The following is a 26,963-nucleotide window of genomic DNA, read 5'->3' on the forward strand; positions in this document are numbered from 1 at the left end:
AAATGATTAACGCAATAAAACTATCGGATGGTTTTCGCCGCAACTTTGTTCGTGAAGTAATTTTGCCGCTGATGGCAATTTTGCTGCTTACCTTTGTCGGCGCGGGCGTGGGTCTGTTCTGGGGGACATCATTAACCAATAACGAAGCGCGCGATCAGCAACAGCGCATGATCGAGGCTTCCTTTACCCAGAGCCTGACGGAACATCTGCGCCAGCTGCGTAGCCTGACGCGCTGGTCGCCGCTGGCCGATCAGCTGGCGTCGCCGCATCCCGACCAAAGCTGGCTAACGCAAAATGTGGGAGGTTGGCTGTATGACATGTTTGATCATCAGTTGGTTGTGCTGCTGGATCGCGACAATCAGTTGATTAACGTGTGGCGCAACGGCCAGCCGGTGCCGGATAAGCGCATCGGTCCTTATCTGCAGGACATGCTGAATAGCCCGCTGGTGCAAAACAGCGATGTGGCGGCGGGCCCAACCGATCACGCCGATTTCGTGCGTATCGGCCAACGCGCTGCCGCGCTGGCGGTGGGTGATATCAGCAGCACCAAACAGGCCGGGCGCTATCGTCTGGTGAGCATTAAGTTTCTCGATGATGGTTATCTGCGCAACCTTGCCGATCGCAGCCAGCTGCGCCAGCTGCATTTCAGCGACAGCGAACCGGCAGGAGAAACCAAAGCGCGCTTTCTGCTGAATTCACAACAGGGCGATCCGGTCGGCTATCTCAGCTGGAATCCGGATAAACCGGGCGCGCAGATGATGCGCACCATTGGCCCTTCTACTTTGTTGTCGGTGCTGCTGATTACCGTGCTGTGTTTGGTGATGGTGCGGCGCATCTGGACCTCGTCACTTAAGCTGTCGCAGTCGCTCTTAAAGCTCGGTGCCAGTGAAGCGCAGGCGCAGCATCTGGCCTTTCATGATGTGTTAACCGGTTTGCCGAACCGTTCACTGGTGGAAGATCGCTTAACCCAGGCGCTGGCGGTGGCCGGACGCCACGATCAGCGCGTGGCGCTGCTGCTGCTGGATCTCGATCGCTTCAAAAACATCAACGATACCTACGGCCATCACGCTGGCGATGAGCTGATTATTGAGGTGGCGCGCCGCCTCAACGACATCGTGCGCGCCAGCGACACCGTGGGCCGCATCGGCGGCGACGAGTTCATTATTGTAATGCCGGATGTGGAGAATATTGGTCAGGTGCAATCGCTGGCGAAACGCATCATCAGCCGCCTGAGCGAGCCGTATCAACTGGTCGGCAGCGAGCTGTGGGTCGGCGTGAGCGTCGGTCTGGCGCTGGCACCGAAGGATGGCATTGATCGAATGGAGCTGATGCGTAAAGCGGATATCGCGCTTTATGACGCCAAAAATCACGGGCGCGGCCAGTATCGCCAGTTCGAAAAAGTGATGGATGAATCGCTGCGCACCCGCCAGCAGATGGCGGCGGATTTGCGTCAGGCGCTGGTGAAATTTGAGGGATTAGCGGTGTGGTATCAGCCTTTGATGGATATCAGCGGCAAGCATGTGGTGGGATTGGAAGCGCTGTTGCGCTGGCATCACGCTATGCGCGGCGACGTTTCGCCGGGTGATTTCATCGCCATCGCCGAAGAGACCGGCATGATCATCCCGTTGGGCGAATGGGTGCTGCGCGAAGCCTGCAAAACCGCACTGAAGCTGCCGGATATTGTGGTGGCGGTGAATGTATCGCCGGTGCAGTTCCGCGCGGTGAATTTTGTCGAGCGCATCATCCATATCGTGCAGGAAGAAGGTGCCGATCCCAGACGCATGGAGCTGGAGATCACCGAAGGCGTGCTGATTGAAGATGAACACGAGGCACGCAACAGCATCATCGCGCTGCGCGAAGCCGGTTTCCGCATCGCGCTGGATGACTTTGGTACCGGCTATTCGAGCCTTAATTACCTCAGCACCTTCCCGGTGGACAAAATCAAAATCGACCGATCCTTTACCCAGTCGCTGGGTGTGGCGCAGAATTCGACAGCGATTGTTGAATCGGTGGTGCGGCTGGGCCACGCGATGGGTTTAACGGTGACCGCCGAAGGGGTGGAAACCGAAGGCCAGAAAAACGCGCTGGCCGATGCAGGCTGCAATCAGCTGCAAGGGTATTTGTTTAGCCACGCGGTGCCGTTTAGTGAGATTGAGAAGATGATGTGAGTGACATTTGACCAGGTCGCCATAAATGGCGACCCTACGGAGCTTTTGTAAGGTCGCCATTTATGGCGACCTGGCCAATAATCCCGCCGCGCCGTATAAATTATTCTGAATACGCCCCTCAGGTTTCACATCCCGTCATCGCCCTTTCGCCGGACATTTTGCAAAATCATTCCGGCAAGGAGGCCATCATGAAAAACCGCAAATATCCACGATTAAAACATCATAATTACCGCGCTAATGGCGCGTATTTCATCACGCTGGTTTGCTATCGCCGCGCACCTTTATTTGGTCAATTTATCGCGGCGGAATTATGTCTCACGCTGCTTGGGGACTACGTCATCAAAACCTGGCGGGCTTTACCTCAGCGCGATTCCTCTATCACCCTCGATGCCTTTGTCCTGATGCCGAATCACCTGCATGGCATTATTTGGCTGAATGAAAGCGCACAGAGAACCCTGCTAAATATTGTTAATTGGTTTAAAGCCGAGATTACGCGTGAAACAGGAATAAAGGTGTGGCAACGCAGTTTTTATGATCGTGTGATTCGGGATGAGAGGGAGTTATTGGCGTTCAGAAAATATATTGAAAACAATCCGAAACAGTGGGAATGGGATCGGTTGTATGTGAATGGTTGAGGTTGTGCGGTTGTTAGCAAGGTTGTGCGGTTATCAGCAAGGTCGCCATAAATGGCGACCCTACGGAGCTTTTGTAGGGTCGCCATTTATGGCGACCTTGCCGAAACGTCACACCGAATAACGCGCTTTAAGATCCGCGAAAATAACATCCATCGGCACATCACTGTCTGCGGCCACCGCCGTAAACACCTGCTGCTTAAGGAAGTGACGCCAGCTCACCGGCGCGGCGGCCAAAAATGCCGTTAACAAGCGATAGCGCTCCGGCGTCCAGATCGCTTCAAACGCACTACGCGCCGTACCGTGATCAAAATGCTGCGCCGCCGAAGATCGCATCTCAGCCCGCAGCCGCGCGGTTTCTACTTCATCAATCTCACCGTCGCACAGCGCCACGCCATAGCTATCTCGCGCCACTTGCTCAGAGACAAATCCGCAGCGCACATCCTGCACTACCTGCTGCACGTCGCGCTCCACCGGCAAGCCGTAACCGCCCGCACCGGGCCCGCGCACCTCGACGATATCGCCGGGCTGGCAGTGAATCACATCCGTGTTGCCGTGTTCAATCGCGGTGCCGTTACGCAGCGTGCGGAAGTGCGAAAGGCCGCCGGATTCGCCGCCCAGCACGCCCGCCGAGGCGAACACCGACCGGTTGCGGTTGCGCGCCGTCACCGTGGTATTCGGCGCAAAAACTTCAAACGCCATTTCGGTGGCTAAACCGCCGCGATAACGCCCGGCTCCGGCGCTGTCGGCGGCTAAACCGTAGCGATGGAAATGGATTGGCACTTCCGCTTCATTAATCTCAATCGGCGTGTTTTTCAGGAACGCCGATAAGCCGCCCGATCCGTCCGGGCCATCGTGGCGCGGCGTGCCACCTGCCCCGCCGCCGACCGGACCGAGCGAGGCCACCACGCTGCGGTTGGCACTGTCGGTGGTGCGGATGTTCATGATCGAGTTGCCGCCCGGCGAATTGGCCGGTAAGCGATCGGGAATCGCCTGCGAAAATACGCCGAGCGTAGCGATTTGCGACAGCGCGCAAGTCAGCGAACGCATGCCGACCGCCGCCGGGGCTTCGCAGTTCATCACCGTGCCCGGCGGCAGAATGGCGCGCGTCGGACGTAAGGTGCCAGCGTTGAGCAGCAGGTTACGATCCAGCGTCGACAGCACATAAGTCACGCCGACCAGCGCCAGCGGATGACGCTCGCGTCCGCCGGTTGGCATATTCAGCGACGAAGCCAGCTGCGGATCGCTGCCGGTGTAATCGAGTTCCAGCGTGTCGCCGTTAACGCGCAAGGTGATCGCCACGCGGCACGGGAAACCGCCTTCGCCATCTTCATCGGCAAAATCGGCGTAGAAGTATTCGCCATCCGGAATGGTCTTAATGATGCTGCGCGCCTGCGCTTCGGCGTAATCGAGAATCCCTTCGATACCTTGCAGAAAATCGCCTACGCCAAAGCGCGCGATGATGTCGTGGATCTTGCGTTCTCCGACGTTGACCGAAGCGATCTGCGCTTTGAAATCGCCCCAGTTTTGCTCCGGCGCGCGCACGTTGAGGCGCATGATGCGCGCCACCTCTTCATTCAGTTCGCCGTTGCGCACGATTTTCAGCGGCGGAATGCGAATCCCTTCCTGCACGATATCGGTGAGCGAGCGCGATAAAGACGCGGGCACTGCGCCGCCGACGTCGGTGTTGTGAATGTGGCCCACCACAAAGCAGACAATCTCGCCGCCATGAAACACCGGTTTCCAGATATGGATATCCGGCGAGTGCGTGGCGACGTTACCGGCGTAGGAATCGTTGGTGATGCAGATATCGCCCTCTTCGTAGCTGTCGATCAGCGCCAGCACCGGGCCGTAATCAATGCCGCTGTACCAGGGCGCGCCGAAGCTGCGCGGTGAGGCGAACGCCAGACCGTCGCGGCTGACGATCTGGCAGGAAAAATCTTCCGTCTCTTTGACGAAAGTGGAGTGCGCGGTACGCATCAAGGTGAAGGCCATCGCATCGGCGGCGGCCGCGCAGTAGTTGGCCAGAATTTGCAGGTTACGTCCGTCAATCGCCATTTAGTTCGCCTCCACTGGCGTGATCAGCAGGTTGCCAAAGCTATCCACATCCACTTTCATGTTGGGCGGCACGCAGGTGGTGCAGTCATCCTGCGCGACAATCACCGGGCCGATCAGCTGATGTCCGGCGCGCAGCGTGGCGCGCAACACCACATCCACCTGATGCGCCGCGCCATCGATCCACGCGCTAACCTGTTTCGCCACATCAACCGGCGCGTCGGCGGCGGCCAGCTGATTAAGCGTCGGTTTTGGCGTGGGAGACGCGATCACCAAACGCAGATTGATGATTTGCACCTCCGCGTCGGCATCAAAGTGACCAAAAAGCTGCTGATGCTGACGATCAAAGGCATCATGCAACGCCGTGACATTGGCCTGCGCCAACCAGTGCGGCTCGAGCGCCACTTCAATTTCAAATGACTGGCCGCGATAGCGCATGTCGGCGCTGTAGTGCAGCGTGAACGGCATATTTGCGCCGTGCTGGCTGCTGAGCCACTCACGCGCGCGCTGGCTCAGCGCCTCGGCTTCGGTCGCCAGACGATCCGCCAGCGAAGCATCAAGATCGCTATACAGCGTGCGGATAAAGTCGTTGCGGATATCCGCCACTAAACCGCCGAGTGCCGACAACACGCCTGGCGTCGGCGGCACGATCACCCCTTTCATGTTCAGTTCGCGCGCGAGGAAGCAGCCCATCATCGGACCTGCGCCACCAAAGGCGAGGAACCAGAATTCACGCGGATCGAGGCCGAAACGCGACAGCAAACCGCTGGTGTCGCCATACATGCTGGAGATCGCCAGCTCGATGGCGGTTTCGGCGGTCTCTTCAATGCTGATGCCGAGCGAATCCGCCAGCGGCTGCCACGCGGCGCGTGCGGCGGCGACATCCACCTGCACCGCGTTGTAGCCGAGATCGCCGTGCCCAATCATGCCGCAGGCAGCAAAGGCATCGGTGGCGGTTGGCTGCGTGCCGCCGCGCTGGAAGCACACCGGGCCCGGCAGCGATCCGGCGCTGTCCGGCCCCATTTGCAGCACGCCTTGATTATCAATCCACGCCAGCGAACCGCCGCCCTGCCCAACGGACGTCACCGCCACCGACGGAATATAGATTGGGAAATCACCGATGATTTCGCCGTTGCCCTGCGCGACCTGGCCGTCAACGATCACCGCCACGTCGGCGCTGGTCCCGCCAATATCGAGGCTGAGGATTTTGTCGAAACCGCAGGCGCTGGCAAGGAAGCTGGCACCGATCACGCCCGATGCGGTGCCGGACAGCACCATCTGCACGCACTCGCTTTTCGCCTGCTCGACACCCATCACACCGCCGTTGGATTTGGTGATGCGCGGTGGAGGACGCACACCTTTCTCTTTTAACGCGCGCTCAAACGATTCCAGATAATGGATCACCATCGGCTGCACGTAGGCGTTGATGGTGGCGGTGATGGTGCGTTCGTATTCGCGGATGATCGGCCAGATATCGGCGGAACAGGAAGTCAGCAAGTCGGGCGCGTGTTGATTAATGATGGCTTTCACCGCCGCTTCGTTGTGGCGGTTGCGATAGCTGTGCAGCAGCGATACCACAATGCCCTGACAACCGGCGGCGCGCGCGGCGTTAATCGCATCCAGCACGCTTTGCCGATCGACCTCGGTCAATACGTTGCCGTGGCGATCGGTACGCTCTTTAATGGCAAACACCCGGTCGCGCGAAATCAGCGGTGCCGGGCGGCGCGAAAAAAGGTCATGAATGTGCGGGATCTTCAGGCGGGCCAGCTCCAGCACATCGCAAAAACCTTCGGTGGCGAACAGCGCCAGCTTTACGCCGCGCCGTTGGATCACCGCATTGATACCAACGGTGGTGCCGTGCGTGAAGTAGTCAATCTGTTTTGGATCAAGGCCATCGCGCTGCTGCAATTGAGTTAACCCGGTGAGGATTTCGCTGCCGGGCTGATCCGGTCGCGACAGCACTTTCAACGTGTGTATCTGATTGGTGTGTTCATCCAGCACGGCGAAATCGGTAAACGACCCGCCAATATCGACGCCAACGCGGTAACCCATGTGAAAACTCCAGTGTCAGGAGGGAGGAAATTCCATCAATTTGTTTGCATCCTGCACCACGCGCCAGCCGAGGCGCTGATAGAGCGGATGCGCATCATTAGTTGAGAGCATCCAGCGGTGCACCGTTGCCAGCTCTGGATGCGCCCGCACGCAGGTCGCTAACCAGCTGCCTAAACCGTGGCCGCGCCAGTTCTCATCAATCATCACATCGCACAGCCAGCCGAAACGGGTGTAATCCGTTACTAATCTTGCAAAGCCAATCTGCTGATTTTGGTGATACAGACCGAATGGCAATGAACCAGCAAAGGCGCGCTCGGTTTTGGCACGCGACTGGTCTTGCGCCCAATACGATTTTTCCGTCAGCTGTTGGTGGATGTAATCGAAATCCAGCCTGGCGCGCTCGGTTGAGAGCGTGAAGGCATCGCGCTGCCAGATGTGATCGGGAATGCTGAGTGTGCTCATAACAACTCCTTGTAACGGTGGGAATCAGTGTAATGGGATTAGTTTTAACAGGATGGCTGAAGCAAGCCGGCGAATCAGCAAGATGCGGTGAATTTGGCGGCGGAAAAAAATTTTATGCTGTCAGTTCTTTATCCGACCTGTCTGATTAGCGCTCAGGTTGCGGAGCGTTATTTTTGCTTTGAGACGGTTCTCGTCATCTCCCGTTACGTCATCTATTACCTTTCCCGCCAGGCTTTGTCTTTTCGACACCTTTACATGGCTCACTCTCCTGAGCCCTTACCTTTGAACCAGGACGTTAACAATGGATATTCTTAATTACACCGGCACCAAATTCACAGAACGAGCGACCTCGCTTCCCACCATTTCTGGCGAGGCACCTGCCGAGATCGGCAAACCGGGTGCGCTTGCACTGATTTCTGTCGGCGGACTTTACATTCAGGTACCCGTCGACCCGGTCACCGGAAAATACAGCTGGACCGCCACCGAGCCGCTGCCGGACGGTGATTACAGCCTCTCGGTTGCTATTCGCGATAACGCAGGTAACCTCGGCTCGCCCACCCTGCGTACACTGCGCATTGACACCACGCCGCCTGAGGCTCCGCTGCTTATCAACCTGTATGACGATCAGGGTCCAGAGCAACGCAGCTTCGATCCCGGTGCGACCACCGATGACAAGCGCCCGACGCTGACCGGCATCGCGCAGAAAGGCGCCACCGTTTACCTGCTGAATGACAAAGATGAAAGAATCGGCAGCGCTGTGGCGGATAAAGACACCGGCCTGTGGAAAATGGAGCCCTCCCAGGACCTTGACGAAGGCAGCAACAACCTGCGCCTTGTCGCCGAAGAGAAGTTTGCCAATCTGACCCGCACGGGCACGCCGGGTGCGTCCTTCAGCATTATTCTCGAGAGCGGCACGCTGCCGCCAGATACCATCACCATCACTCATGCCATTGATGATGTCGGCAGCGCCACCGGCCCATTGAGCAACGGTGCGCTCACCGATGACACCCAGCCCGAGCTGCGCGGCACCGCCTCAGCAGGCAGCACCGTTGTCGTTTACTACCGCCTCGCCGGAAGCAACACCTGGGCGGGTAGCGCCACCGCCACCGTCACCGGCGAAAGCTGGAGCTGGACGCCGGGCAGTGCGCTGCCAGCCGGCAATTACGAGTTCCAGGCGAGCCTCGGCAATATCTCATCCGCTCTGTTCATGCTGGATATCGCTAGCGCAGCGGACATCATCACCCGCACCCGCATTGACAGCGTCACCGACGACGCGGGTACTGCGACCGGTCCGCTGAGCAGCGGCGCGCTCACCGACGACACTACGCCGACCTTCATCGGCACCGGCGAAGCCAACAGCAAAGTGGTGCTGCGCTTCACCCGCGGCAGCGATACCGCCGCATCCATCGTAGTAGACGTGGACAGCGCCGGTCGCTGGAGCTGGACGCCGTCGCCTGCGCTGGCCACCGGCCAGTGGTCCTTTGAGGTGCAGGCTCAGGGTCAAAGCGGCTGGACCGCGCCGTTTACCCTTGATATCTCTACCGACGCTAACTACCTTCGCCCTTACATTGATTATGCGGTGGATGACGTCGGCCCGGTCACCGATAACCTGCGCCATAACGCCACCACCGACGACAGTACGCCGACCCTGCACGGCGTGGCCCAGGCCAACAGCGTGCTGCAGCTGCGTTACAGCGCGGCGGGACACGCCGCCATCACTATCTCCTTTACCGCCGACAGCAGCGGCAAGTGGAGCTGGGCACCGCCTGCGCTGGCCGACGGCCTGTGGAGTTTTGAGGTTAAAAATCCTGAGCATGACACCTGGGCCACCTTCCGCCTTAACATCGACACCCGTCCCGAAGATGTGCCGGCCATCGACTACGCCGACGACAACGTCGGCTCCTACAAGGGCAAGCTTTATCACCGCGACACCACCGATGACACCACGCCAACTTTGCAGGGCACCGGCGCAGCCAACAGCACCATCGTGCTCTCCTACTTCAGGTCAGGTGCCGGCATCACTCAGGTTAATATCATCGTAGACAGCAGCGGCAAGTGGACCTGGACCTCACCGGAGCTGGCAGACGGAACCTGGCATTTTGGTGTGGCAAACGCGGCTGGCCAGGATTCAAATGCGTTCACCTTGAACATCGACCGCAACTCTGATATCACGCCGCGCATCAGCTACGCGGCCGATAACGTCGGCCCGTCGCAGAGCAATCTCGCCAGCGGCGCCACCACCGACGACACCACTCCAACGTTGCACGGCACCGGCGCTAAAAACAGCGCGATTTCACTGCGCTACAAGCTCGGCAGCGGCGGCTGGACCACCACCAGCGTTAATATCGATAACAACGGCAACTGGACGTGGACGCCAAATTCGCTGGCTAAAGGCAACTGGACCTTTGAGGTGCAGAAGGCAGGTCAGTCGGGCTGGAGCAGCTTCACCCTGAACATCGACCCGCTTTCCGCGCCGTCGGTGCCGGTTATCCTCAATGCCACCGATGATTTTGGTCCCGTCACTGAGGCCATCGTCAATCGCGGCCGCACCGACGACAGTACGCCAACCCTGAATGGTACCGGTGTTGCCGGCAGCACCATCTATTTCCAGAGCACGCTGACGGGCGTTGCCTGGCGCGATGCGGGCAGCGTGGTGGTGAAATCGGACGGTACCTGGTCATGGACGTCGCCGCAGCTGACGCAGGCCGGTACCTGGGACTTCCGCGCCAAAGCGGGCAACGCCGCCGGTGAAAGCGCGTGGTCATCGACCTTTGTGCTGACCTACACCTCAACCGCGCCAGCCATTCCGGTGATTGTCGACGGATGGGATGATTTCGGTGGGGTTAAACACAGTATTAAAAACGGTGAGACCACCGACGACCGCACGCTGACTCTGCGTGGTACCGGCGCTGCAGGTGACCTGATTCGTATCTCCTATCAGCGCTTTGACGATCAATACAACCCTGTCGGGGAGGTCATCGTCAAAGCCGACGGCACCTGGGAATGGACCACGCCAGAACTGAAAGAAAACGGTGCCTGGTACTTCAGGGCGCAGGCGGTGAATGGTCACGGTGAAAGCGGGTTTGCCAAATTCAACTTCACTATTGACCCGAATGTAGATACCAATCCAACCATCGAGTATGCGGCGGATAACGTTGGCCCGGTAACCGATAACCTCACCAGCGGCGACACCACCGATGACAGCACCCCAGAGCTGCATGGTACAGGCCCGGCAAATAGCACTATTTATCTGCGCGCCACCAACGGAGCAAACTCAACTGTATATAGCGTGGTATCCAACGCGGACGGCAAATGGAACTGGACACCGCCTGCTCAGTTGGTAGTGGGAGATTGGAAATTCCAGGCTAGCAATAGCGCAGCTACGGGTTGGGGAGTTGCTTTTGCTTTATCCATTGAAGCACCACAATTTGGGAAATTTAGCTATGATTTCGAAGATGCCTTATCATTACCAGGTATACCACGATTATCAACTTCATGGATAATTGATAAAGAGTATGAATTCCCCCATGGTTTAACAATGAAACTGCTTTCTGGAGATGCGTATCTTCTTAAAGATCCAACAGTAAACGCAGCCTTTGGAAATATATCAGCTGTTATTAGAAATAATTCAACAGCCTCTGTTAACTTTAAAGGTGCAGAGAGTGTGAGCTGGGACTTTGGGGGTGGCAACGGTGGAGTAGTATATATCACTATTTATGATACAGATGGAAATACAATTAAAACAGATTCAATCGGAATGTCAAACGATTCTAAGGTGATAACAAAATACAGTTTTAAAACACCGGCTAAATTGATAGGATGGATAGATATTAGAGCCCAAGATATCTCAGGCGTTGCCTTCGACAATGTGAAATGGGAAAGACCATCACCTTTACCGAGCATGATTCAGACTAATAATTCTGCAGAAACTGAAGATCTCCTCAACCATGTTGATAACTCCATCATTAATAGTAAAAACACCAGTAATAAAATACTGAAGATTTCTATTAAAGATATCTTACAGCATGGCGAGGATGAGTTATTCATTGCCAATGGTACTAAGCAAACCATGATTCAAGGCAACGAAGGTGATGTGGTTCAACTTAAAGATATTCTTCCAGAAGGTAGCGATATCAGTGAATGGAAACATCAGGATGGCACCGTTACCGTTGCGGGCGTTGAATATGAGGTTTACAGCCACGGCGATGACGCAGAATTGCTGGTGCAGCAGGGAGTGAAAACTGAACTGGTATAATCATTAAAAACACATTCGCCATTAACAATAAGGTCACAGCACTCGCTGTGGCCTTTTTTTATTTTTAAAATTCAACTGGAGGATATTAATTGCTGTGTGATATCGATCGAATTAATACCGTTTAAACACCCGAACATTCACCCAAAAATAACCCACCCCCTGATTAAGACAAATCTCGTAACTAAGAATTACGCGTTCCATTACTTTCCCGCCAGGCTGAGTGCGCGCAACTTTACGCCCGTCGCTCCGCCCGACACATCATCAAGCGTTTATTCCTTTCACTCCCAGAAACAGGACGTTTAACCATGACTCATCAGGATATCAACGACATCATTTACGCAGAAAGCGATAGCCCTTTCCCCACATTTACCGGCAGCGCGCCGGAGGAAATCGGCAAGCCGGGGACATTCGCCCGTCTTACCATTGGCACTAACTATTATGAAGTCCCGGTTGACCCGCTCACCGGCCTCTATACATGGACCGCCACCCGACCGCTGCCAGATGGTGACTACAGCGTTGCGGTTTCCATCCGCGACAACGCCGGCAATGTCGGCCAGCCCAGCCTGTATACCCTGCGCATTGACACCACGCCGCCTGAAGCACCGATGCTGATTAAGCTTTACGACGATTTTGGCTCTGAGCAGCATGCATTTGAACCCGGAGATAAAACCGATGATAAACGTCCGACGCTGACCGGCATCGCACAGCGCGGCACCACGGTTTTTCTGCTCGATGACCAGGGCGAAAGAATCGGCAGCGCCGTGGCGGACAGCGTCACCGGGTTATGGCAGATGGACCCGGAGCAGGACCTTGTCGAAGGCAGCAACAGCCTGCGGCTGATAGCCGAAGAAGTATTTGCCGGCAAAACCCGCACCGGCACGCCATCCGCACCCTTCACCATCATTATCGAAAGCAGCACCCTGCCGCCGGATACCGTCACCCTTACCCACGCCATTGACGATGCAGGCAGCGCAACCGGTGAACTGAGCAACGGCGCGCTGACTGACGATACCCGCCCGGAGTTGCGCGGCACCGTCTCACTGGGCTCAACCGTCACGGTTTTCTACCGCCTCGCCGGCAGCAATCTCTGGCTGGGCAGCGCCAAAGCTAGCGTTTCGGGAGAAAACTGGAGCTGGACGCCAGGTCAGGCACTGCCCGCCGGCCATTATGAGTTCCAGGCCAGCATCGGTAACGCGGCATCCGCGCTATTCGCGCTGGATATCGCCAGCCCGGCGGACATCATTGCCCGCACGCGCATTGATTACGTCATTGATGACATGGGAGCGTCACGCGGCCAGCTTGGCAACGGCGCGCTCACCGATGACACCACGCCCACCTTCGTCGGCAGCGGCGAAGCCAACAGTAAGGTGGTAATACGGTTGACGCGCAATGCCGGATTAAGCGCCACCGTGGTAGTGGATGTCGACAGCGCCGGTAACTGGAGCTGGACGCCAGCGCCTCCGCTGACTGCAGGCCACTGGAGCTTCCAGCTTCAGGTTGCAGGCCACAGCGACTGGAGTGCGCCCTTCACTCTCGATGTCTCCACCGATGCCAACTATCTCGGCGCAATCATCGAGTATGCGGTGGATAACGTCGGCCCGGTTACCGATATCCTGCGCAACGGCAGCACCACCGATGACACCACGCCTACTTTGCAAGGCCGGGCAGAAGCTAACAGCACCGTGCTGCTGCGCTACAGCGTTGCAGGGCAAAGCGCCACCGTTTTATCGCTGAAAGCAGATAACAACGGCCACTGGAGCTGGACGCCGCCCGCGCTGGCAAACGGCAGCTGGAATTTTGAAGTCTATAATGCGGCGCTGAACCGCTGGTCATCTTTCAAACTCAACATAGATACAGACGTTGATCGCCTGCCGACCTTTGACTATGCCATTGATAACGTCGGCCCGGTAAAGGAAACGCTGTACAGCGGCGCAACGACCGATGATACAACGCCATTACTGGTTGGTAGCGGCGCCCCAAATACTGATATCACCATCCGAACTAAGCACAATGACGGCCCCTGGAGCTATAGAAACAGCAACACGTCTTACACGGGGCAATGGGGAATTAATCCCGTAAATTTACAAAAAGGAACCTGGACCTTTGAAGTGCAAAAAGTGGGAGGAAACAGCTGGAGTAGCTTCGTTTTAATTATCGATCCAACCGTTGATCGCACTCCACTTATTGAATACGCCGCAGACAACGTTGGGCCGATCACCGACAACCTTTCCAGCGGTGCCACCACCGATGACACAACCCCAACCCTGCACGGCACCGCTGCGGCTAATACAATTATCTCGCTACGCTACAAGTCTGGCAGCGGCAGCTGGAGCACGACAAACATCACTGTTGACGATAACGGCAACTGGACGTGGACGCCTGCAGCGCTGGCCAAAGGCACCTGGACCTTCGAAGTGCAAAAGCAGGGCCAGGGCGGCTGGGCGAGCTTCAGCCTCAACATCGATCCACTGCCTGGCGTCCCAGTGATTGTGGATTTTCTGGATAACGTTGGCAGCTGGATGGGCCCGGTTTTACCCGATGGTTCTAAAGCCTCCACTGACGACAACACCCCGACGTTGCGCGGCACCGGCACGGCCAACAGCATCATCTATATTCAGTCGGCCAAAGAGGGCGACAGCTGGGGCGACCTGGGATCGGTGCGCGCTGACGCCAACGGCAACTGGAGTTACACCCCGGCAGCGCTGGAGATTGCGCTCTGGCAGTTCCGTGTAAAAGCGGGTAATGCCAATGGGGAAAGTGCCTGGGCTACCAAGGTCTACCTGAATATCGTTGACCTCGAAGCGCTGCGTATCCCGGTGATTGATTACGTGCAGGATAACGTCGGCCCGGTCACTGACAACATCAGCAACGGCGGCAAAACTGACGATCGCACCCCAACGCTGCACGGCACCGGTACGGCGGGTTCGCTGGTCACGGTTATTTATTCGCGCAGTGAAAGCGGCCAATTCTTCTTCTTTGGTTCGGCGGTAGTCGGCACCGATGGCAGATGGTCATGGACCACTCCTTCACTGATCGACAATGGCAACTGGTATTTCCGCGCGTTCGCGACTCGCGATAGTGAAGAAAGCGGGCGAAGCGGCAGTTTTGTTATCGATATTGATCCCACAGTTGATCGCACCCCCATCATCGATTATGCCGTGGATAATGTCGGTCCTGTGCGAGACGATCTGCGAAGTGGTGGCTCAACCGACGACCGGACCCCAGAACTGCATGGCACCGGCCCCGCCAGCAGCGAAGTATCCCTGCGCGTCTCTGGTTCTGCGGGATCCACTATCTACGTGGTGAAAACCGATGCTGCAGGAAACTGGAGCTGGACACCGCCAGCAGCCTTAAGTGAAGGTGGATGGAACTTCCAGGTAAGCAGCAAATCGGTGCCGGGATATGGTCAGCCATTCGCGTTAACCATCGTGAGCCCAACTTACAGCGGGATTATTGATTTTGAGGAAGGTACACCAGTTGGAAAACGCTTTAGCTGGGGAGGTTTAATCGCCAAGGCTTACGAATATGATAATTTAACCTTCAATACTTATGGTGCAAATTCTGACCTCAAGTTTGTCTCGACAGATTTTATTGGCGACGCCGATTTTGGACTGAAAGCCCTAACGATGTTATACGCTGACTATATCCAATTAGTCCCTAAGCAAGACGCCCATTTTTCACGTTATTTAAAGGATTTCAGTTTTACCTTTTACAATGATCAACCAATCGATTTCAGAATGAGTTTCAATATAAACCTGAGAACCGACGAAGGTAGAAGCAAAAAAATTGCTTTTACAATAAGTTTTAAACCTGGAATTACTGTGTTTACTGCCAATGATTTGCCAGAAGGGAGTAAGCTCAGCCCGGGTGATGTTATTGAGAACATGGATTTGCACCGCAAATATTCTCCGAGTGGTATCACTCACAACTTGCCTATCTATATTGATAACATTAGCTGGGTCACTAAAGCTGACAGTGGGAAAACCTCACTCTTTGCACTGGAAGACGACAGCATCCACTCGATAGCTGGCATCGATTCTGTGTTTGAAGCCAATATTATCGGTAAAGAAATACAACCAGATACTCTACAACTTACTGATCAAAATCAGTTGCTGGATCTTACTAGCGCAAACCATCACATCCAATCCATTGAAATCTTTGACATCACCGGCAGCGGTAATAATACGCTTAAGTTGGATCTCAACGCCTTGCTGGAACACGGTGAAAAAGATCTGTTTATCGAAGACGGTAAAACCCAGCTAATGGTGAAAGGTAACGAAGGCGACGTGGTTCAGCTCAAGGATATTCTGCCGCAAGGCAGCGATATCAGTGAATGGAAACATCAGGACGGTACTGTGAAGGTGGCTGGCGTTGAATATGAGGTTTACCGCCATGGCGATGACGCAGAATTGCTGGTGCAACAGGGAGTAAAAACCGAACTGATTTAACTTATTAATAATTAGGGTTTTTCATATCATTAACAATAAGCCACCGCACCAATCCCGGTGGCTTTTCCCTTTCGGATTCTTACCCCTTCATCCACGCCTTAAATTCCGCCGTTTAACCATAAATTTGCTTTGAGACGTTTCTCGTCATCTCCCGTTACATCTTCCATTACCTTTCCCGCCGGGCACCGCCTTTCGCCGCCTTTATATGGCTCACCTTTCTGAGCCCTTTACCTTTGAACCAGGACGTAAACAATGGATATTCTTAATTACACCGGCACCAAATTCACCGAGCGAGCGACCTCGCTTCCGACCATTTCCGGCCAGGCACCTGCCGAGATCGGCAAGCCGGGCGCGCTCGCGCTGATTTCTGTCGGCGGGCTTTATATCCAGGTACCCGTCGACCCGGTCACCGGAAAATACAGCTGGACCGCTACCGAACCGCTGCCGGACGGCGATTACAGCCTCTCGGTTGCTATTCGCGATAACGCAGGCAACCTCGGCTCGCCCACGCTGCGTACACTGCGCATTGACACCACGCCGCCTGAGGCTCCGCTGCTGATCAAACTCTACGATGATGTTGGCGCTGAGCAGCGCGGATTTGAACCCGGCGACAAAACCGATGACAAGCGCCCAACGCTGACCGGCATCGCGCAGAAAGGCACCACCGTTTACCTGCTAAATGACAAAGATGAAAAAATCGGCAGCGCCGTAGCGGACAAAGACACCGGCCTTTGGAAGATGGAGCTGTCGCAGGATCTTGAAGAGGGCAGCAACGCTTTGCGTCTGGTCGCTGAAGAAAAATTTGCGGATGTGATCCGTGCGGGTACGCCATCTGCAGCGTTCAACATCATTATCGCCAGCGACGGCTTGCCGCCAAATACCGTCACCATCACCGAAGCGCAGGATAACGCAGGCAGCGCCATCGGTACGCTGGCGAACGGTGCGCTGACCGATGACACCACGCCAACCCTGAGCGGCACCGCTTCGGCTGGCAGCACCGTTATCGTTTACTACCGCCTCGCGGGCAGCAATACCTGGGCCGGCAGCGCCACCGCCACTGTTACCGGCGAAAGCTGGACATGGACACCGGGCAGCGCCCTGCCAGTCGGCAACTATGAGTTCCAGGCCAGCATTGGCGCAAACTCAAGTGCCCTGTTCTCGCTGGAAATTGCCACCGCTGAGCAGATTGGTCTGCGTACCCGTATTGAATCCGCTTACGATGACTTCGGCCAGGATCAAGGTCCGCTGGCCAACGGCGCGATTACTGATGACGGCACGCCAACGCTGCGCGGCCGTGCTGAAGCCAACGGCAACGTGATTATTCGTTACATGCTGGAAGGCGGTTCTGCGGCGAGCGTGGTGGTGAACGCTGACAGCGCGGGTAACTGGCGCTGGACGCCAGCCGCTGAACTGGCAACCGGCGTGTGGAGTTTTGACGTGCAGGCGCAGGGCCGCAGCAGCTGGAGCAACGCCTTCAAGCTGGAAATCACCGGCAGCGGTGAAAACAGCTATGCGCCAACCATTTCATATGCGTTTGATGACTTCGGTACGTCTACCGGTGAACGCAAAAGCGGTGCCAGCACCGATGACACCACGCCAACGTTGCATGGCAAGGCGGTAGCGAACAGCGTGGTTTATTTGCAGGCGATTAATGGTGCAGAAGTGGAAACCTTCAGCGTGATTGCCGATGCTTCAAGCCAATGGCAGTGGACGCCGCCAGCGGAATTAGCTGCGGGTGACTGGAAATTCCAGGTAAGCAAGGGCGCGGGCGAAGGCTTTGGTGATGCGTTTGAGTTGAAGATTGGTAATGCGGGAAGTTATTCAAATATTATTGATTTTGAAACATTGCCTGAAAATCTGCCGTCTACGCCAGCAATCAGGACACCTTACAAATTTAGTGAGAATTTATCAATTATCTTTGATACCGGTCTTGGATCACCAACAAAGTCAAAATTTATATCACCAAAATATGCAAACGAACCATCATTTGGTTCACAATCACTTTTCCTTCCTCCAGGCGAATATTTAAAGTTCATGCCGGATCAAGACTATCCGCTTGCTCATTGGATAAAAGATTTTAGCATGCAAATTTATAACCCTGACACATCTAATGTATTAATAGCAATTACCGTGGGTAGTTATGTACTTGCTTACAACTTAAAACCCGGAACGAACAATATTACATTAGAAAGTTGGAAAGAAGCAGGACCGAAGGGGGCGGTTTATCCTGATCTATTTTGGCAGTTATATATCAGTACTAACTCCTATGCCGGTGTTACTAAAGGAATAATAGTTGATAATTTTAGTTGGACCACAAATTACAATAGCGAAAAGGCTTTATTATTAGCAAATGAAGATGGCAACTCACATAAATTTGCTGGCGTCGAAGAACTCACCGACACCAGCGTAATCGGTCATGAATACCAGATCGATACCCTGCAATTAACCGGTAAAGATCAGCAACTCGATCTCACCACGTTAAGCAGCAAAATCGAGTCCATCGAGATCTTCGATATCACCGGAACCGGCGACAACACGTTGAAACTCGATCTCAACGCCCTGCTCCAGCACGGCGAGAAAGATCTGTTTATTGAAGACGGTAAAACGCAGTTGCTGGTAAAAGGTAACGAAGGTGATGTGGTTCAGCTCAAAGATATTCTACCAGAAAGCGATATCAGTGAATGGCAGTATCAGGATGGCACCGTTACCGTTGCGGGTATTGAATATAATGTCTACAGCCACGGCGATGACGCGGAATTGCTGGTACAGCAAGGCGTAAAAACTGAACTGGTTTAATTCTTAAATAATTAATCATTTCTTTTTAATTCAAGCCACCACATTTATTGCGGTGGCTTTTCACTCTGCATAAATATTTTTTTAATGCTTCGAAACATGAATTTTCGCACTTCATTATTAGCACTTTGTTTGCAGACAGGTCTTAAGCGGCCTAATTTCACGCTGTATTACTATCCTTCCGCATTATTGTAAAGGCTTGCGCGGCCGCATCGACAAGACAACAGCAACACTTTTTAAATCTCTAAGGGAATAATCTTATGATCGAACTATTCGAACGCAAAGAAACCAGCTATATAGAAAAAGCCAACGGCAATTTAGTTTTTGGCAACAAAACCCCTATAACCGAAAAAGGCACCATGGAACTGGTTATTGGCACCGACCGTTTCCTGATTCCTATTGATGAAAATGGCTTCTGGCGCTGGGAAGCAACCACACCTTACGCCGATGGCAACTACAGCCTCTCATTGCGTCAGATTGACATGGCCGGCAATATTTCCCTTCCATCACTGGCTACTATCGTTATTGACTCCACGGCACCTGAAGCCCCTTTATTGCTAAACCTTTATGACGATTACGGTGCTGAGCAGCGCAGCTTCGATCCAGGTTCGACTACCGATGACAAACGCCCAACACTAACGGGCGTTGCGCAGAAAGGCGCTACGGTTTACCTGCTCAATGACAAAAATGAGAAGATCGGCAGCGCCGTGGCGGATAAAACTACCGGCGTGTGGAAGATGGAACCAACGCAGGATCTTGAAGATGGCACCAATGCGCTGCGTCTAGTCGCTGAAGAGACGTTTGCGGATGTGACCCGTGCGGGTGCGCCATCTGCAGCGTTCAATATCATTATCGGTAGCGATGGCTTGCCGCCAAACACCATCACCATCACTGAAGCTTTTGATGATGTAGGTAGCGCAACCGGTCCGCTGGCAAACGGCGCTTTGACCGATGACACCACCCCAACCCTGAGCGGCACCGCCTCGTCTGGCAGCACCGTTATCGTCTATTACCGCCTCGCGGGTAGCAACACCTGGGCCGGCAGCGCGACCGCCACCGTCACCGACGAAAGCTGGAGCTGGACACCGGGCAGCGCGCTGCCAGTCGGCAGCTATGAGTTCCAGGCCAGCATTGGCGCTAACTCAAGCGCGCTGTTCTCGCTGGAAATTGCCACCGCTGAGCAGATTGGTCTGCGCACCCGTATTGAATCCGCTTACGATGACTTCGGCCAGGATCAAGGTCCGCTGGCCAACGGCGCGATTACTGATGACGGCACGCCAACGCTGCGCGGCCATGCCGAAGCCAACGGCAACGTGATTATTCGCTATATGCTGGAAGGCGGTTCGGCGGCAAGCGTGGTGGTGAACGCTGACAGCGCGGGTAACTGGCGCTGGACGCCAGCCGCTGAACTGGCAACCGGCGTGTGGAGTTTTGACGTGCAGGCGCAGGGCCGTAGTAGCTGGAGCAATGCTTTCAAGCTTGAAATCACCGGCAGCGGTGAAAACAGCTATGCGCCGACCATTTCATATGCCTTTGATGACTTCGGTACGTCTACCGGTGAACGCAAAAGCGGTGCCTCAACCGATGACACCACGCCAACCCTGCACGGCAAGGCTGTAGCGAACAGCGTGGTTTATTTGCAGGCAATTAATGGAGCTGAAGTTGAAACCTTTAGTGTTATTGCTGATGCTTCAAGTAATTGGCAATGGACGCCAGCTGCTGAATTAGCATTAGGTGGATGGAAATTCAAGGTAAGTAATTCCTCAGAAAATAACTGGGGAAGTGATTTCGATTTGAAAATAAGTTCGTCAGGGCGTTCAGGCTCTGTAGATTTTGACTATTACTTTACGGATTTAGAAAGCTTTTTAAATAATGGGTTTTATTACCCAGAAGATAGCCTTAGAATAATTTGCACAAGTTATCCTGGATTAAATTTTGTTGACACATCCTCTCTTGGCATTCCGGAACTGGGGGATCGCGCACTTAAAATGAAAAAAAACGATAGCATTGTTTTTTCAGGCTTGGATGAAAAAAAACTAGCCAGTCACATAACAGACTTTAGCATTCAGATTTATAACCCATCCACGGAAGAATTCACCATAGAAATATATATTGACACTATCATTAATAGACCTATACGCCCAATTGACATCACATTGAAACCGGGTTTAAACACGCTAACCCAAAACGATATCGGGGCTGATATTTTAGAAGAAGCACCAGCATATAATATTTGGATTTGGAATAGAGGAAAACAAACTAACGAAGATATTATTATTGATAATTTCACCTGGACAAATTACAGCGACAAAAATAATTCATACTCCTTAGAGCATGAGGATGATAATACACACCAAGTTGCCAGTATCGATGATTCTACTGCGAGCAATTTGGTTGGCAAAGAATGGCAAGTTGACACGCTACTTCTCACAGAGAATGGTCAATTATTAGACCTTTCTACCAATCCTCAGAAGATTAAGTCCATCGAAATCTTCGATATCACCGGAACCGGCGATAACACGCTGAAACTCGATCTCACCGCCCTGCTCCAGCACGGCGAGAAAGATCTGTTTATTGAAGACGGTAAAACGCAATTGCTGGTTAAAGGTAACGAAGGTGATGTGGTGCAGCTCAAAGATATTTTGCCAGAAGGCAGCGATATCAGTGAATGGCAGCACCAGGATGGCACAGTTACCGTTGCGGGCGTTGAATATAATGTCTACAGCCACGGCGATGATGCTGAATTGCTGGTGCAGCAAGGTGTGAAAACTGAACTGGTTTAATGGTTAAATCATTAATCCGTTCTGTGATTTAAATTCAGGCCACCGTGTTATTGCGGTGGCTTTTTTTATTTCAGAATAACAAACCGCACATTCCGTAGCGGCGCGATTAATCGCGCGGTTTTTGAATTCCTGCAAAATTTACATAGCGCTCATCCTGGCATTGCGCAATAAATTGCGCCGTTACGGGATGTGCGGGGGAATAGTTCAGTACTGCTCTTACGCCAGGTCGCCATAAATGGCGACCCTACAAAAACGCGCAAATAACATTCGTAGGGTCGCCATTTATGGCGACCTCTATTCCAGACACACAAACAACTCAACCAAACTCCACCGAATTCTGTTTCGAAATTAACGATCTCAACGGCACGCTGCTTTTCATAATCGGCGATTTGATCACGATATAACTGAAGTATTTATCGATGCCGATCTGCGCATCCAGCATCTTCTCAATCACTTCCTGGTAATGTTCAATGCTGCGGGTAATAAAACGCAGCAAATAGTCGTAACCGCCGGTGATCAGATGGCATTCCATTAACTCATCCACCTCACGCACCGCGTTCTCGAATTTCATAAAATCTTCGCGGCGATGGCCAGAGAGCGTAACTTCGGTAAATACCGTCACGGAATCGGTGATTTTGGTAAGATTGATGTGGGCTTCATAACCGTTGATAAATCCGGCTTGCTCAAGACGCTTGACGCGTTGCAGGCACGGACTGGGCGAAAGCCCAACGGCATCGGCGAGATTGACGTTGCTGATACGGCCATCTTTCTGGAGTTGCACCAGAATATTGATGTCGATGCGGTCGAGTTTCATTAAGCCGTTCATAGCACCCCTCATTGCCAACCGATTAGGTTTAACCTCCCGAAGATATAACACGCTTTAAGGTAAATGTGCTATCTCGTTAACTGGTTATACCAGCGGGAGGTTTTCAAATTACTGCAATAATTTCAATGAGGAAGCGCTTTTTAACCCAGTCGACCGCTGGCGCGCGCCAGTGCGATATCAAAGATATGCAGCGCTTCTTCCAGTTGCGAATCGGTGGTGACCAGCGGTGCGAGGAAGCGCACGGTGTTGCGATGAATACCGCACTTAATCAGCAATAAACCTTCCTGACAGGCGCAGTCGAGGATTTTCTGCGTCATTGCCGCATCCGGCTTTTTGGTCTCGAAATCAACGATCTCAACCGCCTGCATAAAGCCAATGCCGCGCACATCGCCGATGCAAGCGTACTTCTCGGCCAGCTGTTGCAGGCGCGCGTTAAGCTGCTCGCCGAGCTGATTGGAGCGCGCCAGTAGATTGTCGTTCTCCAGCAGATCCAGCACCGCCAGCGCCGCCGCACAAGCCAGCGCGTTGCCGCCGTAAGTGCCACCTAAACCGCCCGGCTGTGGTGCATCCATGATCGCCGCTTTACCGACCACGCCTGAGATCGGCAAACCGCCGCCGATGCTTTTCGCCACCGTCACCAGATCCGGCGTGATGCCGAGATGCTGGAAAGCGAACATCTTGCCGGTGCGACCAAAGCCGGTCTGTACTTCATCGAGAATCAGTACAATGCCGTGCTTCTCGGTGATGCGGCGCAGCGCCTGCATAAAATTAGCGCCAGCCTGCAGGAAGCCGCCATCGCCCTGCACCGGTTCAATGATAATCGCCGCCACACGCTCTGGCGCGATCTGCACCGCGAACAGCTGATCCAGCGCTTTTAAGCAGTCGTCATCACTCACGCCGTGAAACGCATTCGGGAACGGCAAACGATAGATATCGGAGGGGAACGGGCCGAAGTTCTGTTTGTATGGCGCGGACATGCCGGTCAATGTGGTACCGAGCAAAGTGCGGCCATGAAACGCGCCGTCGAAAGCGATAATGCCGCTGCGTTTGGTGTGGGCGCGCGCAATCTTCACAGCATTTTCTACTGCTTCCGCGCCGCTGGTGAAGAACACGCTTTTGAAATCTTCACCGCCACCAACCAGCGCATTGAGGCGTTTCGCCAGCTCGATGTAGCCCGGATACGCCACCACCTGAAAGCAGGCGTGCGACACCAAACCGAGTTGTTTGGTGACCGCGTTGACCACCGCCGGATGGTTATGCCCAACGTTGAGCACGCCAATGCCGCCGACAAAATCGAGATAGCGATTGCCCTCAACGTCCCATACTTCGCTGCCTTTCGCCCGCTCGATCACCAACTGATGCGCAGTAATGACGCCACGTGGCACATGCTGCTCACGCGCGTCGAGTAACAGGCTGTTATCGGAATATGTTTGCTGCTCCGCCATGACATTCTGCATTTTTAAAACCCCTTTCCACGTAACGTTCGGATGGCTCAAGTATCGCAACCTGTTGGTTTCTCACGCTGCCGTAATCCAGCGGGCAGCGGCATTTCCTGTCAAAATCCACCGCCAATCAGCAGGGAAATTCTGCACCCAGCGCATGCCGCGCCAGCGCCGTCAGCGTCTGGATGCCGTGCGGAATCAGCTGATCGTTAAAGTCGTAGGCCGAGTGGTGCAGCGGCTGGCTCGGCGCGGATCCAATCCACAGATACGCACCGGGACGCGCCTGCAACATAAAGGCGAAATCTTCGGAGGTGAGCGCCGGCTGTTTGGCCTGCTGTGCGTGAATACCGGCCTGATCCAGCGCGTCTAACGCCAGCTGCGCCATCGCCGCGTTATTCACCGTGGCCGGGTAATAACGCAGATAGTTCACGTCAGCCTGCAAGCCGTGTGCGGCGGTGACGTGCAGCGCCATTTCACGCAGACGGTTTTCGATGATGTCCTGCGCTGCCGGGCTGAAAGTGCGCACCGTGCCGGTGATGCTGGCTTCTGCCGGAATCATGTTGTGCGAGAAGCCGCCCTGCATGCGCGTCACGCTAAGCAAGCCGGGTTCGCAGGGATCGAGCGCGCGCGCTACTAGCGTGTTGAGCTGCACCACCAGTTCGCTGGTCGCCAGCAACGTGTCGCGCGTTAAATGCGGCTGCGCGGCATGTCCGCCGCCGCCTTTGACGGTGATATCGAAGCGATCCGCCGCCGCCATAATCGCGCCGGGCCGCGTCTGCACTTCGCCGAGCGGCAGTTCCGGCCAGTTGTGCAGCGCAAACACCGCATCGCAGGGAAACTGCTGGAACAGGCCGCTATCGATCATTGCTTTCGCGCCCGCCAATCCCTCTTCGGCAGGCTGGAAGATAAACACCAGCGTGCCGTCGAAATCGCCCTGCTCTGCCAATGCAATCGCCGCGCCCAGCAGCATCACGGTATGACCATCATGGCCGCAGGCGTGGCACACATTATCGTGCACGCTTTTCCACGGCTGGCTGCCGTTATCCTGCATCGGCAGCGCATCCATATCGGCGCGCAAGCCAATCATGCGCGTGCCGTTGCCGCGTTTCAGCACGCCAACCACGCCGGTTTTACCGAGGCCGCGATGCACCTCAATACCGTGCTCATTTAACAACTGCGCCACAATGTCGCTGGTGCGCTGCTCCTGATAACCCAGCTCGGGATGGGCGTGCAGATCCCGTCGCAGCGCGACTAATTGTTCCAGTTGCATCTCAGTATCCCCGGTTGCGATCGATCAGGCCGACCATCGGTTCGCCGCGCTGATAGCGGCGCAGATTGTCGAGCAGCGCGGCGACGGCGCTGTCGGTTTGTGTCTGGCTGGCGATGTGCGGCGTCAGCCAAATAGCCGGATGCTGCCAGAACGGATGTCCGGCAGGCAGTGGCTCGGGATCGGTAACATCAATCACCGCCGCGCTGAGTTTGCCGCTTGCCAGCGCTGCCAGTAGATCCGCTTCGTTGAGCTGCGGACCGCGTCCCACTTGGACCAGCGCTGCGCCGTCAGGTAGCTGCGCGAACAGTTGCGCATTGAGCAAGCCGCGCGTGCTGTCGGTGAGCGGCAGCAGGCACACCAGAATGTCGCTGTGCGCGAGGAAATCACCCAGCTGATCGCTGCCGTGCCAGCAATGCACGCCGCTGATTTCACGCGGGGTGCGGCTCCAGCCAGCGCAATCAAAACCGAGCGACACCAACTGTTTTAACGCCGCCTGGCCGAGTTCGCCGAGGCCCATCACGCCAACACGGCGCTGGCTGGCGGTGCGAATCGGGTGAGTTTGCCACTGCTCAGCGCGTTGCTGCTGAAAGTAGCGCGGCATATCGCGATGTAAGCCAAGCACCGCGAAAGTGACGTATTCGACCATACCTTGCGTTAGTCCCGGTTCGATCATGCGCACCACCGGCAAATCGGGTGGCAGTTGGCTGAGATCGAACTGATCCGCGCCCGCGCCGACCGATAACAGCGCTTTGAGATTGGGAAAGGTGCTCATCAGGTTTTCCGGCGGCTGCCACGCCACCAGCAGTTCAACCTGCTCGGGATCGCCAATATCCGGCCAGATATGCAGCTGAATATCCTGCGCATGTTGCGCCAGCCAGCGCTGCCAGTGCGCACCACGCGTGGCTTCTGATTTGTAGACGATATGCATCAGGCCATCGCCTGGGTCATCAACCCGAATGCCTGCATCTCACCTTCTTGCGGTGACCACGGCGTTCCCCGAATCATGGTGGTGGGCGCATCCACCTGCGCCAAGCCCAAGGTTTCCAGCCAGGCCGCTAGCGGCAGCGCGCCATCGGTGTCAATACGCACGAACTCGCCGCGCAGGCCTTGCATCAAGGCGGAAATCAGCGTTTGCGCGATGTCGACATTCAGCGCGATCACCGGACCAATCGCCCAGCCGTGACCGAAGCGGCGCAGGCTGGCAAAACCATGCACGCGCTGTTTGGCATCCTGCAGCAGCACGGTTTGGAAATCGGTAATCAGGCTGTTGATCAAAGCTGGACGCCACATGCCGTGCGCTTGATGATCGAGTTCGATCAGCAGATCGGCGTCTGCGGCTTGTGCGTTACGCAGCGTTAAACCGGCTGGAATAGTGACGGTTGGCACCGCCGCCAGCTCGCGCGTTTGATGCTGCTGAATGTGGCCAGTGACCTCAAAGCCGAGCTTCTGGTACAGCCCTTTGCCCATTTCGGTGGCGTGCAGGCGAATGTTGTAGTCGGGGAATTTTTCCAGCAGCGCCTGCATTAATTGCTTGCCGGTGCCGCGGCCTTGAAACTGCGGATTCACCACCACCAAACCGATGGTTGCTGCCTGCTCGCCCCAGCGCCAGCCAAAGGCGCTGCCGACGAAATCGCCGTTTTCTTCAGCGACCACGCCTTCACCCAGCGCCAACGCCTGCTGCCAGTCTTCCCGGCGGTGCGGCCATTTGAGCTGTTGGGTGATGGCGTAGCCGTGTTCGATGTCGTTTTGCGTCATTGCGCGTAGTGTGATCATGGTT

14 protein-coding genes are annotated in these 26,963 nt (G+C 55.0%); 6 read left to right on the forward strand and 8 right to left on the reverse strand.

Features of this window, described 5'->3' with window-relative positions; translation table 11 throughout:
* Positions 1-2 precede the first annotated feature (2 nt).
* Together NR302_RS11840 and NR302_RS11845 are read left to right on the forward strand one after the other, a co-directional pair.
* Positions 3-2,168, forward strand: coding sequence for an EAL domain-containing protein (locus tag NR302_RS11840; protein ID WP_258143532.1), 2,166 nt, complete (start codon positions 3-5; stop codon positions 2,166-2,168).
* Between the two features lie 62 nt (positions 2,169-2,230).
* On the forward strand, positions 2,231-2,803 hold the full coding sequence (locus NR302_RS11845; protein ID WP_258143533.1) for a transposase: 573 nt from the start codon (positions 2,231-2,233) through the stop codon (positions 2,801-2,803).
* 108 nt (positions 2,804-2,911) lie between these two features.
* Here the strand turns inward: NR302_RS11845 and NR302_RS11850 are convergent, their stop codons facing one another.
* From NR302_RS11850 to NR302_RS11860, 3 genes are read right to left on the reverse strand one after another with little or no spacing between them, the layout of a single operon-like run.
* Positions 2,912-4,858 carry a hydantoinase B/oxoprolinase family protein gene (locus tag NR302_RS11850; protein WP_258143534.1) on the reverse strand — a complete coding sequence of 649 codons (1,947 nt, stop codon included), beginning with the start codon at positions 4,856-4,858 and terminating at the stop codon, positions 2,912-2,914.
* Positions 4,859-6,907, reverse strand: a complete 2,049-nt coding sequence (locus NR302_RS11855; RefSeq protein WP_258143536.1) for a hydantoinase/oxoprolinase family protein — start codon at positions 6,905-6,907, stop codon at positions 4,859-4,861.
* A gap of 15 nt (positions 6,908-6,922) precedes the next feature.
* The gene (locus tag NR302_RS11860) at positions 6,923-7,369 is read right to left on the reverse strand and encodes a GNAT family N-acetyltransferase (protein ID WP_258143537.1); all 447 of its coding nucleotides are present in this window, start codon (positions 7,367-7,369) and stop codon (positions 6,923-6,925) included.
* A gap of 301 nt (positions 7,370-7,670) precedes the next feature.
* On the opposite strand from NR302_RS11860, the gene NR302_RS11865 reads away from it, so the two are divergent.
* From NR302_RS11865 to NR302_RS11880, 4 genes are all read left to right on the forward strand, one after another.
* Positions 7,671-11,624, forward strand: a complete 3,954-nt coding sequence (locus NR302_RS11865; protein ID WP_258143538.1) for an Ig-like domain-containing protein — start codon at positions 7,671-7,673, stop codon at positions 11,622-11,624.
* Between the two features lie 305 nt (positions 11,625-11,929).
* Positions 11,930-16,072 (forward strand): Ig-like domain-containing protein, encoded by a 4,143-nt coding sequence (locus NR302_RS11870; protein WP_258143539.1) that lies wholly within the window; start codon positions 11,930-11,932, stop codon positions 16,070-16,072.
* A 252-nt stretch (positions 16,073-16,324) separates the two neighbouring features.
* Positions 16,325-18,868, forward strand: coding sequence for an Ig-like domain-containing protein (locus NR302_RS11875; protein WP_258143540.1), 2,544 nt, complete (start codon positions 16,325-16,327; stop codon positions 18,866-18,868).
* 257 nt (positions 18,869-19,125) lie between these two features.
* Positions 19,126-21,648 (forward strand): Ig-like domain-containing protein, encoded by a 2,523-nt coding sequence (locus tag NR302_RS11880; protein ID WP_258143541.1) that lies wholly within the window; start codon positions 19,126-19,128, stop codon positions 21,646-21,648.
* A gap of 316 nt (positions 21,649-21,964) precedes the next feature.
* Here NR302_RS11880 and NR302_RS11885 read toward each other — a convergent pair whose 3' ends face one another.
* The 5 genes from NR302_RS11885 to NR302_RS11905 all read right to left on the reverse strand — a co-directional run bounded on the left by NR302_RS11885 (position 21,965) and on the right by NR302_RS11905 (position 26,959).
* Positions 21,965-22,474, reverse strand: a complete 510-nt coding sequence (locus tag NR302_RS11885; RefSeq protein ID WP_008109584.1) for an Lrp/AsnC family transcriptional regulator — start codon at positions 22,472-22,474, stop codon at positions 21,965-21,967.
* 140 nt (positions 22,475-22,614) lie between these two features.
* Positions 22,615-23,931: a 4-aminobutyrate--2-oxoglutarate transaminase gene (gene gabT / locus NR302_RS11890; protein ID WP_258143542.1), complete on the reverse strand. Its 1,317-nt coding sequence runs from the start codon at positions 23,929-23,931 to the stop codon at positions 22,615-22,617.
* Between the two features lie 115 nt (positions 23,932-24,046).
* A complete protein-coding gene (locus NR302_RS11895) occupies positions 24,047-25,180 on the reverse strand; it encodes a M20 aminoacylase family protein (protein WP_258145190.1) in 1,134 nt (377 codons plus the stop codon).
* A gap of 7 nt (positions 25,181-25,187) precedes the next feature.
* Entirely contained in the window at positions 25,188-26,114 is a 927-nt protein-coding gene (locus NR302_RS11900) for a glyoxylate/hydroxypyruvate reductase A (RefSeq protein WP_258143543.1), read from the reverse strand.
* Complete coding sequence (locus tag NR302_RS11905) at positions 26,114-26,959, reverse strand: GNAT family N-acetyltransferase (RefSeq protein WP_258143544.1); 846 nt, start codon at positions 26,957-26,959, stop codon at positions 26,114-26,116. Before NR302_RS11905 ends, NR302_RS11900 begins: the two co-directional genes overlap by 1 nt.
* Positions 26,960-26,963: the final 4 nt, after the last annotated feature.

Origin of the sequence: Pantoea sp. SOD02 (assembly GCF_024707505.1) — a bacterium.
Classification (GTDB): Bacteria; Pseudomonadota; Gammaproteobacteria; order Enterobacterales; family Enterobacteriaceae; genus Pantoea; species Pantoea symbiotica.